This is a genomic window from Bradyrhizobium sp. 199, assembly GCF_023073355.1.
In the GTDB taxonomy this organism is placed as follows: Bacteria; Pseudomonadota; Alphaproteobacteria; order Rhizobiales; family Xanthobacteraceae; genus Bradyrhizobium.
Genome location: NZ_JADPJI010000005.1, coordinates 584,816 through 598,828, shown reverse-complemented (window position 1 = coordinate 598,828; position 14,013 = coordinate 584,816). Strand labels below are relative to the sequence as shown.

The window sequence follows — 14,013 nt, the reverse complement described above, 5'->3', positions numbered from 1 at the left end:
GACACGGCTGGCCGGAATCGGACCCGATCATCCGACGGCTGTTCCGAAGCCGCAGCCTGCGATAGAATGAATCATGCTCAGCTTCGAGGTATGCAACACCGCTCGCTTGCGACGCGATCCGCGCTATGACGGCCTCTTCTTCACGGCAGTGAGGACCACGCGAATCTATTGTCGCCCAGTTTGTCCAGTAAAGCAGCCGCTCGACCGCAACGTGACCTACTATCCAACAGCGGCAGCGGCCGAAGCTGCTGGTTACCGGCCCTGCCTTCGCTGCCGTCCGGAAACTGCGCCGTTCTGTGCCGCCTGGAATGGCACGCGCTCGACAGTCGCGCGCGCTCTGAAACTGATCGATCGTGGTGCGTTGGACGGCGGTTCGGTTGCTAGCCTCGCCAACCGCCTTGGGGTCAGTTCGCGCCACCTTGCGCGCCTGTTCGAGCGGCATGTCGGGGCCGGTCCGCAACAGGTGGCAAAGACCAGGCGTGTCCAGCGAGCCAAGCGCTTAATCGACGAGACGAATGAACCGTTAGCCCAGATTGCATATCGCGCCGGGTTTCGCAGCGTGCGCCGGTTCAACGCCGCTTTTCGCGAACTCTATGGACGCTCGCCGTCAATGATCTGCCGCCGCGGTAAAAACTAGAGTGCGGCCCCGCGAGTCCGCTTCTGGCCCCTTCGCGCACGTGCCGTTAGCGCTGCGATGAGTCTGCTTGTGACCTCGAAGCTGACGTTGCGGAAGGGTCCGAATGTGGATCAAAAACCGACATCGGCCGTTATCCTGAGCCGGGCGCCCGACAAGGGCTGACCCGCGAAGGAGGACGTCACGGCATTTCACTTTCGTTCGTCCGACACAGAGGTTGAGGATTTGCACGGCCCTCTTGACCGCGTCCGGTGGCGGAGCGCGAGACAACAAACGGCTAGGGCCAAGGTCAGCCCCGGCGTGAAGCCAATTGGGGCGAGCACTTCGTGCAACTTAAGGACCCTGACTTTTCGCTCAGGGACTGCGGTCGAGGTTCCGATCGATCGAACTCTAGAAGGAGAAACAGCATGCCGGAAAGCACGCTCAAGCTGGCACGTGCCAGATTGAAGGCATATGTCGATAAGGATCGGGCAGCGATCGAGGCACTACTATCGGACGAATATCGCTTTTGCAGTCCAATCGACAATCAACTGGATCGGGCGACCTATCTGAGCCGCTGCTGGCCCAATAGCGAGAAAACTACTTCGTTTGACGAAATGCTCGCGATCGAAGACGGAGACCGTGCAGTTATCCTCTATGAGGCAGCCGCCCGAGACCACAAGTTCCGCAACTGTGAGGTCACAACCGTGCGCGGCGGCAAGATCGTCCGGGTGGAAGTCTACTTCGGATGGGACTTGCCTCATAAGGCTCCAAAGGGCGGCTCTATCGAGAATGCGTGAGGGACACGCGTAGCCAGAGAAACGCGCCGGTGACTTTTGAAGGTTGGACACACGTGAGCCTGAAGGTGAACGTGAGCGGCTCTTCGGGCTTGTTCTTATTTTTGGGAATGAACGTAAGCGAATTCTCAAGGAGCTATCGCCAGCGGAAATCGTCGCCAGGCCGAAGACCTGCATCGAACAAGCACCTCCGAAACGGCGAGGGTTTCGGCGTCCTGACGGTAGCTTTTGACCGGAGGCCTCGCCTGCACGGCGCAGTAGCTCATTTCGCGTGACGAGTTGGCCGCCGGCGATGACTTTGGTTCATCCTGTTGATGTCAGCTTCTCGCCCTTTTCCGACGTTCCTACCGGCTTCGAGCGGACGTCTCATAAACCATCCTGAGCGGACTCCAGATCTCTGCGCCTGAAGGAGTGGACGGATGCCCTGAAGGGAGCGCATGGCCCCGTTGTGACTCGAATTTCAGGATCTTTGGCAGCAACATCGCTCAGACAACACAGTCTCAGCCGCGCCGTGAGAGAAACTCCAGCACGCCGGTCTTGTAGACCTTGTCGCCGACCGCGCGCATGTGGTCGCGGTTCGGAATGTCGAGCACTTCAGAACGAGGGATGATCGCGCCGAGCGCGCTGGCGGATCCCGCGACATCGTCGGTCGAGCCGACCGCAATCAGCACCGGCACCTCGATGCGGGCAGCCTCCTCCCGCGTCATCAGCTCGCGCGTGCCGCGCAGGCAGGCGGCGAGCGCGCGGCGGTCGGAACGGGTCTGGTCGGCGAACGCACGGAAGGTACGTCCCACTGGATCGGTGACGTCGTCGAGCGCGGGCGCCTCGAGCGCCTTGGCGACGTTCTCGCCGGGTCCGGTGCCCTCGATCAGACCGCCGATGCCAATGCCGCCGAGGATCGCCGAGCGCAGGCGCTGCGGCTCGTTGAGCGCGAGCCAGGCTGTCATCCGTCCGCCCATCGAATAGCCCATGATGTCGGCCTGCGGGATGGCGAGGTGGTCCATCAGCGCGAGAACGTCGCCGGCCATGACGGGAATTGAATATTGCGGGGGCTCGTAAAGCTTTGCGCTTTCGCCGTGGCCGCGATTGTCGAGCGCGATCACGCGGCGGCCGTTCTTGCGCAGCTCCGAAACCCAGGTCGGATAGACCCAGTTCACGTTCTTGCTGGAGGCGAAGCCGTGCACCAGGAGGACCGGATCGCCCTCGCCTTCGTCGAGATAGGCAATTTCAACGGCGCCGTTGTGAAAGCTCGGCATCATCAGTTCCGTGAGGTCTTGAGGGGAATGGAGGGTCTTAGAGCATGATCCGGAAAGCTGTGCAGCGGTTTTCGGGCAACATCATGCTCAAAACAACGGCCTGAACGCTTCGCGCGTCAGGCTGTGGCGGCGGAGTTCGCCAGCGCGGCCTCGGCAGCGATCTGCGTCCGGCGAAGCCGCCGCGCCCGCCTGCGATCGCACCACGCCTGGGTGAGGCGCTCACTCGTCGCCTTGATGGAGGACAGAAGGCCGAACAGCGTCAGTACCGCACCGAAGAGCCAGAGCGCCAGATCGAACGCACCGCCAATGAGCAGCAGCGCGCCGCGGCCCAGCAGCTTCATGATCGCGCGCGTCTTGCCGCCGTGCGCTTCGGCAAGCCGCGCCGCGCGCGCGACGTCCTTCGGACCTTCAGCGATGCGCAGCGTATCCATCGCTCCGCGCGTGCCGGTCTTACCGGCGACGCGCGTGACGTCCTTGCCGAGCCGGACCAGCGCACCGGCCTTCTCGACGCGGAACGCGGCCTTGATCGCGCTGACGGTCTCACTCGGGCGGAATACGGAGCCCTTGGCCACGGCGTTCTGGAGCATCGGCGCATCGACCACCTCGCGCGCGGAGCGTCCGGCCCATACCACAAGGCCCTCACTGAGCCGCCCCACCTTTCGGGCGTCCTTGACCAGCGACAGTCCGGCGCGCACGGGCGCAGCGCCGCCGACCGACACGTAGGTTGCCGCAGTCACGGCAAGGCCGGCCGTCGCAAGGCCAAGCACCAGGCGATCGGTGTCCTCGCCCATGGCGAGGTGCTTGCCCTCCCGCACGACATCCCTGATGTCGCCGAACACGAAGAGATCCCCGGCCACGGTGCCGGAAAGGCTCGCGACGTCGTCGGCATTGCCGGTGACGAGGCCGGTGGCAAAGCGCTTAGCGAAATGCGAGGTAGAATTCTGTTCCTTGACCGCATCGCTCACGCGGCTCAGGAGGCCGTCCGGCAAGGCGATGTTCCGGTCGCGCGCCAAGGCCACGAAACTGTCGGCGAGATCGGCGTCATCAGCGGCGAGCGCGGCCTCGATGTTGTCCTGAACCAATCGCTCATTCCGCTGCAGCAGCGTATCGAGCTTCAGTTCGGAGAGCACGGCGGGATCATCCTGCGCGGCGAGGATCGCGCCGGCCTCACGGGCGTGCGGCGCTACCTGCGCGAGCATGAAGCTGCACGCCGCAAGACCGGTCAACGCTGTGGTGATTCGCAGCCACTTCATATGGAAACCCGGACGGTCCTGAAATCGTTGACGATTGAGTCGTCTTTGGCCGCAATTGCACTCGTCCACAGACATAGTACGCCAAAATTGCGACACAACGTCCCCGACGAAAGAAGGGCTTCTCTCAGGCCTCAAGATTGTGTCGAATTTGCATGAGCAAATGAGCATGGGGCAATTGCGGAGCTTTCGGTTCCGCTGGACTAGCAATCATCTGCACCCGCCAGTATGGTCCGCGGCGCCTTAAAGATGCCGCGTCAGTTCTTGATTGTGTCTGCCGCCATTGCCACTCCAGGATGAGTTCGATGTCCGACCATGTCGTCCCGCACTTCCACAACGATGCCGGTGTCCCCGTCATCGAGATCGGCTCGCAAGAGTTCATGTGCGTGGGCGCCAACCCTCCGTTCGACCATCCGCACGTCTTCCTCGACCTTGGCAACGATAACGAGATCATCTGCCCCTACTGCTCGACCCTGTACCGCTTCGCGACCGACCTGAAGGCAGGCGAAGCTCGTCCGCCGGAATGCGTGCTGAAGGACAAGGTGGCCTGACCGCTTCCATCGGTCAGGGGTGGCGCTCTCCCGAACGATTGCCATCGCCGGTGCCGGCATCGGCGGACTGACGGCCGCGCTTGCGCTCGCAGCCCGCGGCTTCCGCATCATCGTGCTGGAAAAGGCCGAGCGCCTCGAGGAAGTCGGCGCCGGCCTGCAACTCTCCCCCAATGCCAGCCGCGTGCTGGTCGAGCTCGGCCTTACCGATCGCCTCAAGCTGCGCGCCGTCACCCCGGAGGCGGTCTCGATCATGAGCGCACGGGCCGGCGGCGAGCTTTTGCGCATGCCGCTGGGAGAAGCCGCCGCCGCGCGCGCCGGCGCTCCCTATTGGGTGGTGCACCGCGCCGACCTGCAATCCGCGCTGGCCGGCGCTGTTGCCGATCATCCCGATATCGACCTGAAACTGGGCGCGACCTTCGAAGACGTCGCGCCTCATGCCAAGGGGCTGACGGTCGTCCATCGCAGCGGCACGATCCGCCGCAGCGATCTCGCCAGTGCGCTGATCGGCGCCGACGGCATCTGGTCGACGGTCCGCCAGCATCTGTTTCCGGAGGTGCAGCCCCGCTTCTCCGGATTGATCGCCTGGCGCGGCACGCTCGACGCCACGCAACTGCCAAAGGACTACACCGCACGCCGGGTGCAGCTCTGGATGGGACCGAATGCCCATCTCGTCGCCTATCCGATCGCGGGCGGACGCCAGATCAACGTGGTCGCGGTGCTGCCGGGCACCTGGAACAGGCCGGGCTGGAGCACGCCTGGCGATCCTCTCGAGGTGATGGACGCCTTTGCCGGCCCACGCTGGCCGCCCTCGGCGCGCATGATGCTCGCCACGGTCGACAGCTGGCGGAAATGGGCGCTGTTCGGCGTGCCCGACGGCTGCCCCTGGAGCAACGGTCCGGTGGCGCTGCTCGGCGATTCCGTGCATGCGATGCTGCCTTTTGCAGCCCAGGGCGCCGGCATGGCGATCGAGGATGCCGCCGTGCTCGCCCGGCATTTGAGCCTTGAAGCCGCCGAGAGCACCGCGGGCATCATCGCGGCGCTGAAGCAATATGGAAGCGCGCGTCGAGCGCGGGTACGGCGGGTGCAACGGACCGCGCGGCAGCAGGGCCGCATCTATCATCTCGGCGGGCCGCTCGCGACCGCGCGGGACCTTGCGATCCGCGCGCTCGGCCCGGACCGCATGCTGGCGCGGCAGGACTGGATCTACGGCTGGCGGCCTTGATCGACGGGCGCCGGTCTCAGCGGGCCGCTTTCACGGACTTCGGTGCGGGTTTGGCGGTCGGCGCCGGCGACAATGGCGCGGCGGGCGGCGGCGCCTCTGGCGGCGTCTCCCGGCACCTGTTGCGGCGCCAGGCGTCCTCGGCCAATTGGGCCTGCCCGCGCACCGCGACATAGTCGTTGCGATAAGCGAGTTCGGACACCACCGCGCCGCCCGTCCCGGTCTCAGCCTTGTCCATCAGCCCGCGCAAATCGTCAGTGCGCTTGGCGAGCGCCTTGCGCTCACCCTCCAGCTGCTTGCAGTCGTACAATTCGTATTTGGCGGGATCGGCGAAGGCCGGTGCGATCGTCTCGCTCATGCTGGCGCAGCCGGACAGCGCGGCGCCGGCCGCAAGCAGCGCCAGGAGCGCGCCAAAGCCGCGCGGCGAAGAGGAACACGAAGCAACCATGCCAGATGAATAGCCCCACTGGATTGACAATGCCTAAAGCAACAACAGATGTCCGGATTGAGGCTTTGCCTTGTGAGCCCGGCTCGCTTAAGGAAGAACCGTCCCCTCCGCTGCGCAAAGCGCCAATTCCAGACGGCCGGGAGTGGACTTAAGTGTTTGATCTCGTTGGATCAAGCGGGCATGGCGGAATTGGTAGACGCAAGGGACTTAAAATCCCTCGGTGCGCAAGCGCTGTGCCGGTTCGACCCCGGCTGCCCGCACCACGAGATTTGACGCCGCGCGGCCGCAGCCTCCGGACACAGGTCCGGAGCGATGAGGCGCAGCCCGGCGAGCCATCGGTCAAACCACCGGGTTCAGCCAGCGATCATCGCACGCGCGGCTGGCGACGGCTCGATCAATCCAATGGTTGGTTGCGTGGATTCGCATGGTGGGTGAGCCATGAAAGGAACCAGCGCCAGGTGGACGTTGATGCCATCGCAGACGAAAGCGAGAGCCGTCAACTTTAAGGCGATGGTGCCCCACATCTGCTTGAGAAATGCGCCGCTCGCTGCTAACTCGGGCTCGAACAAGGCAGGCTCCATGGCTCAAACCTCCTTTCCCGCCCAGCCCACGACGGAAGGCCTGAAAGTCGGGGCCGATACGTATTCGAGCGCAATCGCCGACGCACAGAATTACATGAACTGGGTCGTCGACCAGTTCCGTCCATACCTGAAAGGCAGCATCGTCGAGGTCGGGTTTGGCCATGGGCTCTACAGCAGAGTGCTCGGAGAGCTCGGCGATTATTGCGGCGTGGACCACGACCGTGAAAGCGTCGAACGTGCCACCATGGCGATGCCCGACCGCAAGTTCGCCGTCTGCGACATTCTGATCCGCGATCAGCTGAACTCGCTGTTTCCAGAAGGCGTCGACGCGGTTTTCACCATCAACGTTCTCGAGCACATCGAGGACGACGCCACCGCAATTGCCAATCTGGTGCAGGTGCTCAAGCCCGGAGGACATCTGCTGATCAGCGTTCCGGCCCTGATGCTGCTCTATAACGATCTCGATCGCCTGGCGGGGCACTGCCGCCGCTACACCACGGCGCGCCTCGCCAACCTGCTCGCCGATCAACCGGTCGAGCTGGTCCGGCTCAGTTACTTCAATCCGATCGGCGGGCTCGGATGGCTCGCCAATCGCCTGAAGCGTCATCAGTCGCTCAACGATGCCGCCGTCAACGGGCAGATCGCCCTGTTCGACAAATATGCCGTGCCGCTGTCGCGGGCGCTCGATCCGCTCTCGCGAAGCTTCTTCGGGCAATCCGTCACCTGCATTGCACGTCGCTTATGATTTCGGTCGTCATTCCCGCGCTCAACGAGTGCAACGGCATTGTTGAGACCATTGATCGAGCCAAGGCGGCTCTCGACGGTGCGCAACTCACCCCCTATGAAATCGTCATAGTCGATGACGGTTCGGTCGACGGGACCGGCGAGCTCGCCGCTCAGGCGGGGGCAAAGGTGCTCAGGCATCCTCACAACATCGGCTACGGCCGCTCGCTGAAGGACGGGATTCGCGCAGCGACGTACGATACGATCGTCATCAGCGATGCCGACGGTTCTTATCCGATGGAGGCGATTCCGGCACTCGTCGCTCGCTTCAACCTGGGCTTCGACATGGTCGTCGGCGCCAGGACCGGGCCGAACTACCGCGAGTCGAGACTGAAGTCGCCGCTACGCGCCATCCTGAAGGCGATCGTCGAGTTCACCGCCAACCGCGATATTCCGGATATCAATTCCGGCCTGCGCGTGTTCGGCAGGCAGGTCGCGATCTCCTATTTCGAGCATGTCAGCGACCTCTTCAGCTTCACGACGTCGCTGACACTCGCCTATATGATGAACGCAAAGTTCGTCGACTACATCGACATCGACTACAACGAGCGCATCGGCCGCTCCAAGGTGAACCTGTTCCGAGACTCCATCCGGACCCTGCAATACGTGCTGGAGGCCTGCACCTACTACAACCCGCTGAAGATCTTCGTGCTGCTGGCCATGATGTGCATGGCTCTCGCACTGGTCTCGCTGATCGGCGGGATCATCCTGCAGCTCGTCAGCGCGTTCGTCCTCGGCGTCGGCGCGATCTTGCTCAGCATTCTCGTCATCGCCATGGGTCTGCTCGCGGTGCTGCTGAAGCAGATCATGAATCGGCGAACATGATCTCCCTCGGCAAGGGAACCCGATGTGCGGCATAGCGGGCATCTTTCATCGTGACGGCCGCCCCGCCGACGGCCGCGCGGTTGCGGCCATGTCGGCGGCGCTGGTTCACCGCGGGCCGGACGGCGAGAGCGCTTGGCTGGACGGGCCTGTCGGCCTCGCCCACCGCCGGCTCGCTATCCGCGATCTCTCCGATGCCGGGCGCCAGCCGATGCTCGATGCGTCGGAGCGCATCGTCGTCACCTACAACGGCGAAATCTACAACGACGGCGAATTGCGCAGCGAGCTCGAGCGATCATTCGGCGTCCGGTTTCGCAGCACCTGCGACACCGAAATCCTGCCTTACGCCTACCTCGCCTGGGGCGAGGCGATGTTCGAACGCCTGGAGGGCTTTTTCGCGATTGGCCTGTGGGATCGGCAGGAAGGCCGCCTGATCCTTGCGCGCGACGGCATCGGGATCAAGCCGCTCTATTATTCCGAAAGCAGCAGCCGCGTCCTGTTCGCAAGCGAGATCAAGGGACTTACGGCGAGCGGAGACCTCGCTGCACGGATCGATCCGGTATCACTGCATAGCTATCTCGCCGCAGGCCATCCAGGCACGCAACAGAGCCTGTACCAGGACATCAAGCAGCTCCCGCCCGGTACAATGATCGGATTCACCGATCGCGAGCGGACCGAGCGACGCTTCTGGCGGCCGGTGCGCGCGCCCGCGATCCGCGACCTCGATGAAGCCGTCGTCCGGCTGCAATCGACGATCGAGACCGTGGTGAAGAGCCAGATGGTGAGCGACGTGCCGCTCGCCGTGCTGCAGAGCGGCGGAATTGACAGTTCGCTGATCAGCCTCACGCTCGGCCGGCTCGGATTGAAGCCGCCCTTGTTCACGGCCGGCTTCACCGAGAAGAGCCATGACGAAACCGCGGTGGCGCGCCAGATCGCCGCGACCGCAGGCCTGCCGCTTCACGTCATCGACGGAGAAGCCGGCGAAGGCGCCGAGAGCGCGTTGCGTGCCGTCGTCTACCATTTCGACGGACAGTGCGCCGACACCGGCGCGCTCGGCTTCTACCACCTGGCGGGCGCCGTCCGGCAGCACTGCACGGTCGTCCTGTCCGGCGATGGCGGCGACGAATTCTTCGGCGGATATGAGACTTACGCCGCAACCATGATGGCGGAGCGCGTGCGCCACTTCGTTCCGCGCTCCGTCGCAGGCCTGACCGGCCGCATCGCCTATGCGTCGGTGCGCGGCAACGAGAAGCGGCTTCCGCCGGCAGCCCAACTCGCCCGCTTTGCACTCGGGTTGGGCGAAGCCGGTGGCAGCCCTCACCTGCAATGGCGACGCCTCGTTCCCCGGTTTCTGGCCAAAAAGATCTATGACGGCGAGATGGCCGATCTGGTATCGACCGATCCATTCGCCGAATACGCCGAATATTACGCCGAGCCGCACGCGAACGTGCTTGACCGCGCCCTGATCGCCGACCAGCGCTTCCATCTGCAAAGCGTCTTGTCAAAGGTCGATGCGATGAGCATGGCGCATTCGCTGGAGGTGCGCGTTCCCATCCTGGACCGACGTGTCATGGACCTCGCCGGCACCATCGACAGCTCGCTGCTCAATCCCTGGCCGAAAGGCGCGCCGAAATACGTGCTGCGCAAGCTCGCCGAGCGCCTGGGCATGCCGCGCGAAGCTGCCTGGTCACGCAAGCGCGGCTTCAACGTCCCCATCGCGCAATTGATGCGGAGCGGGCTGCGGCCGATCTGCGAGCGCGTGCTCAACCAAGAGGCCGACGTGTTTGCGCCGTTCCTGAAGCCGAATGCGATCCGGCAGCTGTGGAAGGATCATCTTGACCGAAGCAATGACAACGCATTCGCGTTGTGGCCGATCCTCACCCTCGGAATCTGGTTGCTGGGGCTGGCCTGCCCCGCGCCGCGCTGAGCGGACCAGGCGGGGAACGCACGCATGGGCGATCTGAAGGAAGACACGATCAGAGATTTCGGGGAGCAATGGAGCGCGTTCCGCGACAACCCCGGCTATTACGGATCCGCCGTTTTGCTCGCCGACCTCCTTGGTCCCCTCGTTGCAATCGATGAACTCAAGGGCAAGACGATCGCCGACATCGGCAGCGGCTCGGGGCGAATCGTCAACATGCTGCTGGATGCCGGAGCCGGTCGCGTCGTCGCGGTCGAGCCATCTGCCGCCATGGAGGTCCTAAAGGACAACACGGCCGCGCGCAAAGACAGGATCGACTATCTGCAGATTCCCGGCGACCAATTGCCGCCTGATCTCGGGCTCGACTATGTGATTTCGATGGGCGTCTTGCATCACATCCCGGCGCCGATCCCCGTGGTTCGCGCGGCGTTCGAGGCATTGCGTCCCGGCGGGCGATGCATCGTCTGGCTCTACGGTTACGAGGGCAACGAGACCTATCTGTCCCTCGTGGTCCCGTTGCGCAGGCTTACGGTCCTGTTGCCGCACCGTCTGCTTGTGGCGCTATCCCACGTTCTGGAATGGGCGCTGACGGCCTATATCGGGCTATGCCGAATGTTGCCGCTCCCGATGCGCTCCTACATGCGTTCGGTGCTGGCCAAATTTCCGCGCAGCGTCCGGCGTCTGACGATCTACGATCAGCTCAATCCGGCCTACGCAAAATACTACACCCGCGAAGAGGCCGAGGCGTTGCTCCCAGCCGGCGGATTCGAAGATGTGGAGATCTATCATCGTCACGGCTATAGCTGGACGGTGTGCGGCACCAAGCCCGCGTGACGGCCTGGCCAGCCGCGAGGCAATGTTTCGTTTACCAAGACGACCTGCCCTTCCCGGAACCGGTCCTGCGCAAACAGCCTTTACTCCACTTTAGAGCGTCTTCCGCTAAAGCGAATGCAGACCCAGGGACATGCAGGGCCTGGAGCTATTGGCTTCGATGGTGAGAGCTCCAATGGACGCGCGCGAGGATTGGTCCCGGTCCGGGATAGCCGGAGAACAGCCAGCGTCCGGGCGTCACGGGGCCGCCGTCTACATCTTCCTGATCGCCTTCCTCTGCGTGTTTTATCTGTCGAACGGACCACTTCTGCTCGGCCATTATGATCTGGGCTGGCATCTCGCCGCCGGAGACCTGATCAGGCAGCGCGGCGAAGTCCCCTTCCAGGATCCGTGGGCCTTCACCCTCGGCGACAAGCGATGGTACAATCTGTCCTGGCTCTGGGACGTGATGGCCAGCGCGCTCTATCAGCACGCCGGCTTTGCGGGGATCGTCGTCATGGTCGTCGCCTGCGGCGCGGTCATCGCAGGATACCTCGCCTACTGCGGCTTGAGCAGCGGCGCGTCGCCCCTGGCGGTGTGCATCGCAGTGTTCGCCGCGTGCCTGCTCTACCCCTGCTACGAAGCTTCACCCAACATGTATCTGGCGGCATCGCCGAACATCGCGACCATGCTGTTCGCAGTGGTTTTCTACGGGGAGTGCCTGCGGCGGCGAGGATGGTTCCTGCTACCCCTGATGATGATCGTCTGGGTCAATTTGCATGGCGGCTTTATGCTCGCCTTCCCGATTCTCGGCGTCTTCTGTGGCCTCGCTTTGCTGCGGCGGGACTGGACAAACTTTCGGAATTACTGCCTCGCCGGCGTTGGGTGCTTCGTCGCGATCTTCGTCAATCCGCTGGGATGGCACGTCTATGACGGCGTCAGGGCGACGCTGGGTCATTTCGTCCAGGCCGATATCGGCGAATGGCGGTCCTACTTCTACAACATTGAGCTGCCGGGCAGCATTCCCGGCATGGCCTATGCGCTGACCTTCGTTGCACTGGAGCTGCGATACCGAAGCTCCACGCGCGTTCCGCTCGAGGCGCGCGTGCTTGCGTGGCTCTTCCTGGTCCTGGGTCTCTATCAGTTCAGATATGCCGCGTTCTTCTTCATTTTCTCGAGCGTCCCGATGGCGCTTCACATCGACCGGCTGCTGCCGAAACGCCTGTCGGGCTTCGAGGTCCAGCGCGCCATGCTGGCGGCAGGAATCGTCGGCATCCTGTTGCTGCCATTCACCTTCATGCAAGTGAGACCGGCTCTGGCTTTGCCGGACATGCTCTCGGAGGAGGATGCGCGCTATCTCGAGGCGCACAGCTCGCACGCGCACCTGCTGAACCACTGGAACATCGGCGGGCTCCTGATCTTCAGAACGAAGGGATCAGTGCCGGTCTTCGTGGACGGCCGGGCGGCGACCGCCTACCCGGACGAGTTGCTGCGCGACTATCTCAAGCTGGTTCGGTGGGACATCGATGGCGCCACCTGGGACAAGGCGATCAGCAAGTATGAGATCGATGCCGTGCTCTGGGTCAGAGCACATGACCCGCTGCGGCACTTCCTGGTCAGCGAGAGAGGCTGGAAAGAGGAATATACCGGCGCGTATGTCAGCCTCTACACCCGGCAAGAAGCCGCACCCCGGTAAGATCAGCCCTGCCGGGGCTCGCGCCAAGATGCAGCGCCGCCTGAATAGCCACGCGGCAGCAGGAGCCAGAAACAGATCAGCGCGATCGTGAGCTGGCTGAACCCGTCCATGAACACGCCAGAGACCGACGCCAGGGCCGGGATGGCTATCGCGACCGTCAGCACGGCCGCCATCAGCACCGCGGGCAGGCCGACGACGAGCACGGCGGCATACAGCGCCACCTCGAAGAAGGCGTACTCCTTCAGTCTGGGCGCGCAGAGATAGAGCGCGTACATCGCGAGCACGGTGATACGCATCGCGGCGACCGGATGGTCGACGAGCCAGTCGTCGAACATCTGAAGCAGCGACGCCTTGCGAGCCGGGCGCGTTGCCCCGACCATGCGCCACACCGAGATCGCGAGCGGCGCGAGCACGAGCGCGACTGCGATCAGACCATAAAGCGTCGCAACGACCGCCTTGCTGCCGGCGAGCCCAATCCGGTCCGCAAGCGTCTGCGCGAGGAAGAGCAGAGACGGATTGACCTCGTTCCCCGGCGAATGCTGTCCGGGGATCTGGCCGAGGATCGCGCTCAGCCAACTTCTGAACAGGTCCGGATGGATCAGCAGCGAAGCCAGCATCGGCAGCACGAACATGCCGGCTGCGACGGCGATCAGGAGAAGCTTGCGACCCCTTGGCTGCGGCAGGAAATAGAGCGCGGCAAGAACCAGGAAGAACACCAGCTTGAACGAGGTGACAAGGCCGAGCACGGCCGCACCTGCGAGCTGCGGTGCGAGGCTCGTGCCGCCCGCGACCTCGGACTGCGCAGGACGCAGCAACAGGGCAAGCGATGCGGCCGTCAACAGGCCACTCAGGATCGCAAAATTTCCGGTAGCGATGATCCATTCAAAGCCGAGGAAGCCACCGAGCGCGAACAGGCTCCGCAGCACGACATCCCTCCAGCCCGGCCGGGTCTTGCCGAGACCGGGCAGCAGCAGCGCGGAGATCAGCGCAAGAACGAGATAGATCGGCTTGTAGTGCGCGACGAGGACACCGCCGGCGCAGACCGGCCGGAAGGCATCGAGGGTCACCGGAAGATAGGGATAGGAGAGCTTGGTGTCCTTCAGGTTCTTGACGAAATAGGGATCGAGCCCCTCGATATGCGCATCGACGGCTGCGCAGTTCACCCGCGCATCCCAGCCGAACGTCTCGTCCATGCCCATATCGATCACGACAAGCGTGGCGACAAGCAGCGCCAAGGCCAGGATGAAGCGGGTCATCCAGTTGCTC

14 protein-coding genes and 1 tRNA gene are annotated in these 14,013 nt (G+C 63.7%); 10 read left to right on the top strand and 5 right to left on the bottom strand.

Annotated elements, in window-relative coordinates; genetic code table 11:
• Window positions 1–73 precede the first annotated feature (73 nt).
• Complete coding sequence (locus IVB28_RS11190) at window positions 74–637, top strand: Ada metal-binding domain-containing protein (protein WP_247526191.1); 564 nt, start codon at window positions 74–76, stop codon at window positions 635–637.
• 404 nt (window positions 638–1,041) lie between these two features.
• Window positions 1,042–1,413 (top strand): nuclear transport factor 2 family protein, encoded by a 372-nt coding sequence (locus IVB28_RS11185; protein ID WP_247526190.1) that lies wholly within the window; start codon window positions 1,042–1,044, stop codon window positions 1,411–1,413.
• A 497-nt stretch (window positions 1,414–1,910) separates the two neighbouring features.
• On the opposite strand, the gene IVB28_RS11180 is transcribed toward IVB28_RS11185, so the two are convergent.
• Window positions 1,911–2,666, bottom strand: a complete 756-nt coding sequence (locus IVB28_RS11180; protein ID WP_247526189.1) for an alpha/beta hydrolase — start codon at window positions 2,664–2,666, stop codon at window positions 1,911–1,913.
• Window positions 2,667–2,782: 116 nt separating this feature from the next.
• Window positions 2,783–3,919, bottom strand: a complete 1,137-nt coding sequence (locus IVB28_RS11175; RefSeq protein WP_247526188.1) for a hypothetical protein — start codon at window positions 3,917–3,919, stop codon at window positions 2,783–2,785.
• Window positions 3,920–4,221: 302 nt separating this feature from the next.
• On the opposite strand from IVB28_RS11175, the gene IVB28_RS11170 reads away from it, so the two are divergent.
• Together IVB28_RS11170 and IVB28_RS11165 are read left to right on the top strand one after the other, a co-directional pair.
• Window positions 4,222–4,467: a zinc-finger domain-containing protein gene (locus IVB28_RS11170; protein WP_008140025.1), complete on the top strand. Its 246-nt coding sequence runs from the start codon at window positions 4,222–4,224 to the stop codon at window positions 4,465–4,467.
• Window positions 4,468–4,486: 19 nt separating this feature from the next.
• A complete protein-coding gene (locus tag IVB28_RS11165; RefSeq protein ID WP_247526187.1) occupies window positions 4,487–5,689 on the top strand; it encodes an FAD-dependent monooxygenase in 1,203 nt (400 codons plus the stop codon).
• A 16-nt stretch (window positions 5,690–5,705) separates the two neighbouring features.
• Here IVB28_RS11165 and IVB28_RS11160 read toward each other — a convergent pair whose 3' ends face one another.
• Window positions 5,706–6,134 (bottom strand): twin-arginine translocation pathway signal, encoded by a 429-nt coding sequence (locus IVB28_RS11160; protein ID WP_247526186.1) that lies wholly within the window; start codon window positions 6,132–6,134, stop codon window positions 5,706–5,708.
• Between the two features lie 174 nt (window positions 6,135–6,308).
• Between IVB28_RS11160 and IVB28_RS11155 the strand changes: the two genes are divergently transcribed.
• Window positions 6,309–6,397 (top strand) — tRNA-Leu (locus tag IVB28_RS11155).
• A gap of 90 nt (window positions 6,398–6,487) precedes the next feature.
• On the opposite strand, the gene IVB28_RS11150 is transcribed toward IVB28_RS11155, so the two are convergent.
• Window positions 6,488–6,715 (bottom strand): hypothetical protein, encoded by a 228-nt coding sequence (locus IVB28_RS11150; RefSeq protein ID WP_247526185.1) that lies wholly within the window; start codon window positions 6,713–6,715, stop codon window positions 6,488–6,490.
• Here IVB28_RS11150 and IVB28_RS11145 point away from each other — a divergent pair.
• The 5 genes from IVB28_RS11145 (at window position 6,714) to IVB28_RS11125 (ending at window position 12,747) form a co-directional block, all read left to right on the top strand.
• A complete protein-coding gene (locus tag IVB28_RS11145) occupies window positions 6,714–7,460 on the top strand; it encodes a class I SAM-dependent methyltransferase (RefSeq protein WP_247526184.1) in 747 nt (248 codons plus the stop codon). The genes IVB28_RS11150 and IVB28_RS11145 overlap by 2 nt on opposite strands.
• Window positions 7,457–8,323, top strand: coding sequence for a glycosyltransferase family 2 protein (locus IVB28_RS11140; protein ID WP_247526183.1), 867 nt, complete (start codon window positions 7,457–7,459; stop codon window positions 8,321–8,323). The genes IVB28_RS11145 and IVB28_RS11140 overlap by 4 nt, the downstream gene beginning before the upstream one ends.
• A gap of 22 nt (window positions 8,324–8,345) precedes the next feature.
• Window positions 8,346–10,247 (top strand): asparagine synthase (glutamine-hydrolyzing), encoded by a 1,902-nt coding sequence (gene asnB, locus IVB28_RS11135; protein WP_247526180.1) that lies wholly within the window; start codon window positions 8,346–8,348, stop codon window positions 10,245–10,247.
• Window positions 10,248–10,271: 24 nt separating this feature from the next.
• A complete protein-coding gene (locus tag IVB28_RS11130) occupies window positions 10,272–11,075 on the top strand; it encodes a class I SAM-dependent methyltransferase (RefSeq protein WP_247526179.1) in 804 nt (267 codons plus the stop codon).
• A 172-nt stretch (window positions 11,076–11,247) separates the two neighbouring features.
• Entirely contained in the window at window positions 11,248–12,747 is a 1,500-nt protein-coding gene (locus IVB28_RS11125) for a hypothetical protein (RefSeq protein ID WP_247526177.1), read from the top strand.
• Window positions 12,748–12,749: 2 nt separating this feature from the next.
• On the opposite strand, the gene IVB28_RS11120 is transcribed toward IVB28_RS11125, so the two are convergent.
• The gene (locus tag IVB28_RS11120; RefSeq protein WP_247526176.1) at window positions 12,750–14,003 is read right to left on the bottom strand and encodes a hypothetical protein; all 1,254 of its coding nucleotides are present in this window, start codon (window positions 14,001–14,003) and stop codon (window positions 12,750–12,752) included.
• Window positions 14,004–14,013: the final 10 nt, after the last annotated feature.

Bases quoted from the DNA above. Each gene is read 5' to 3' on its own strand.
- IVB28_RS11160 (WP_247526186.1), bottom strand. From the start codon at position 6,134: ATGGTTGCTTCGTGTTCCTCTTCGCCGCGCGGCTTTGGCGCGCTCCTG.
- asnB (WP_247526180.1), top strand. From the start codon at position 8,346: ATGTGCGGCATAGCGGGCATCTTTCATCGTGACGGCCGCCCCGCCGAC.
- IVB28_RS11145 (WP_247526184.1), top strand. From the start codon at position 6,714: ATGGCTCAAACCTCCTTTCCCGCCCAGCCCACGACGGAAGGCCTGAAA.
- IVB28_RS11185 (WP_247526190.1), top strand. From the start codon at position 1,042: ATGCCGGAAAGCACGCTCAAGCTGGCACGTGCCAGATTGAAGGCATAT.
- IVB28_RS11190 (WP_247526191.1), top strand. From the start codon at position 74: ATGCTCAGCTTCGAGGTATGCAACACCGCTCGCTTGCGACGCGATCCG.
- IVB28_RS11175 (WP_247526188.1), bottom strand. From the start codon at position 3,919: ATGAAGTGGCTGCGAATCACCACAGCGTTGACCGGTCTTGCGGCGTGC.
- IVB28_RS11140 (WP_247526183.1), top strand. From the start codon at position 7,457: ATGATTTCGGTCGTCATTCCCGCGCTCAACGAGTGCAACGGCATTGTT.
- IVB28_RS11150 (WP_247526185.1), bottom strand. From the start codon at position 6,715: ATGGAGCCTGCCTTGTTCGAGCCCGAGTTAGCAGCGAGCGGCGCATTT.
- IVB28_RS11170 (WP_008140025.1), top strand. From the start codon at position 4,222: ATGTCCGACCATGTCGTCCCGCACTTCCACAACGATGCCGGTGTCCCC.
- IVB28_RS11180 (WP_247526189.1), bottom strand. From the start codon at position 2,666: ATGCCGAGCTTTCACAACGGCGCCGTTGAAATTGCCTATCTCGACGAA.
- IVB28_RS11120 (WP_247526176.1), bottom strand. From the start codon at position 14,003: ATGACCCGCTTCATCCTGGCCTTGGCGCTGCTTGTCGCCACGCTTGTC.
- IVB28_RS11125 (WP_247526177.1), top strand. From the start codon at position 11,248: ATGGACGCGCGCGAGGATTGGTCCCGGTCCGGGATAGCCGGAGAACAG.
- IVB28_RS11130 (WP_247526179.1), top strand. From the start codon at position 10,272: ATGGGCGATCTGAAGGAAGACACGATCAGAGATTTCGGGGAGCAATGG.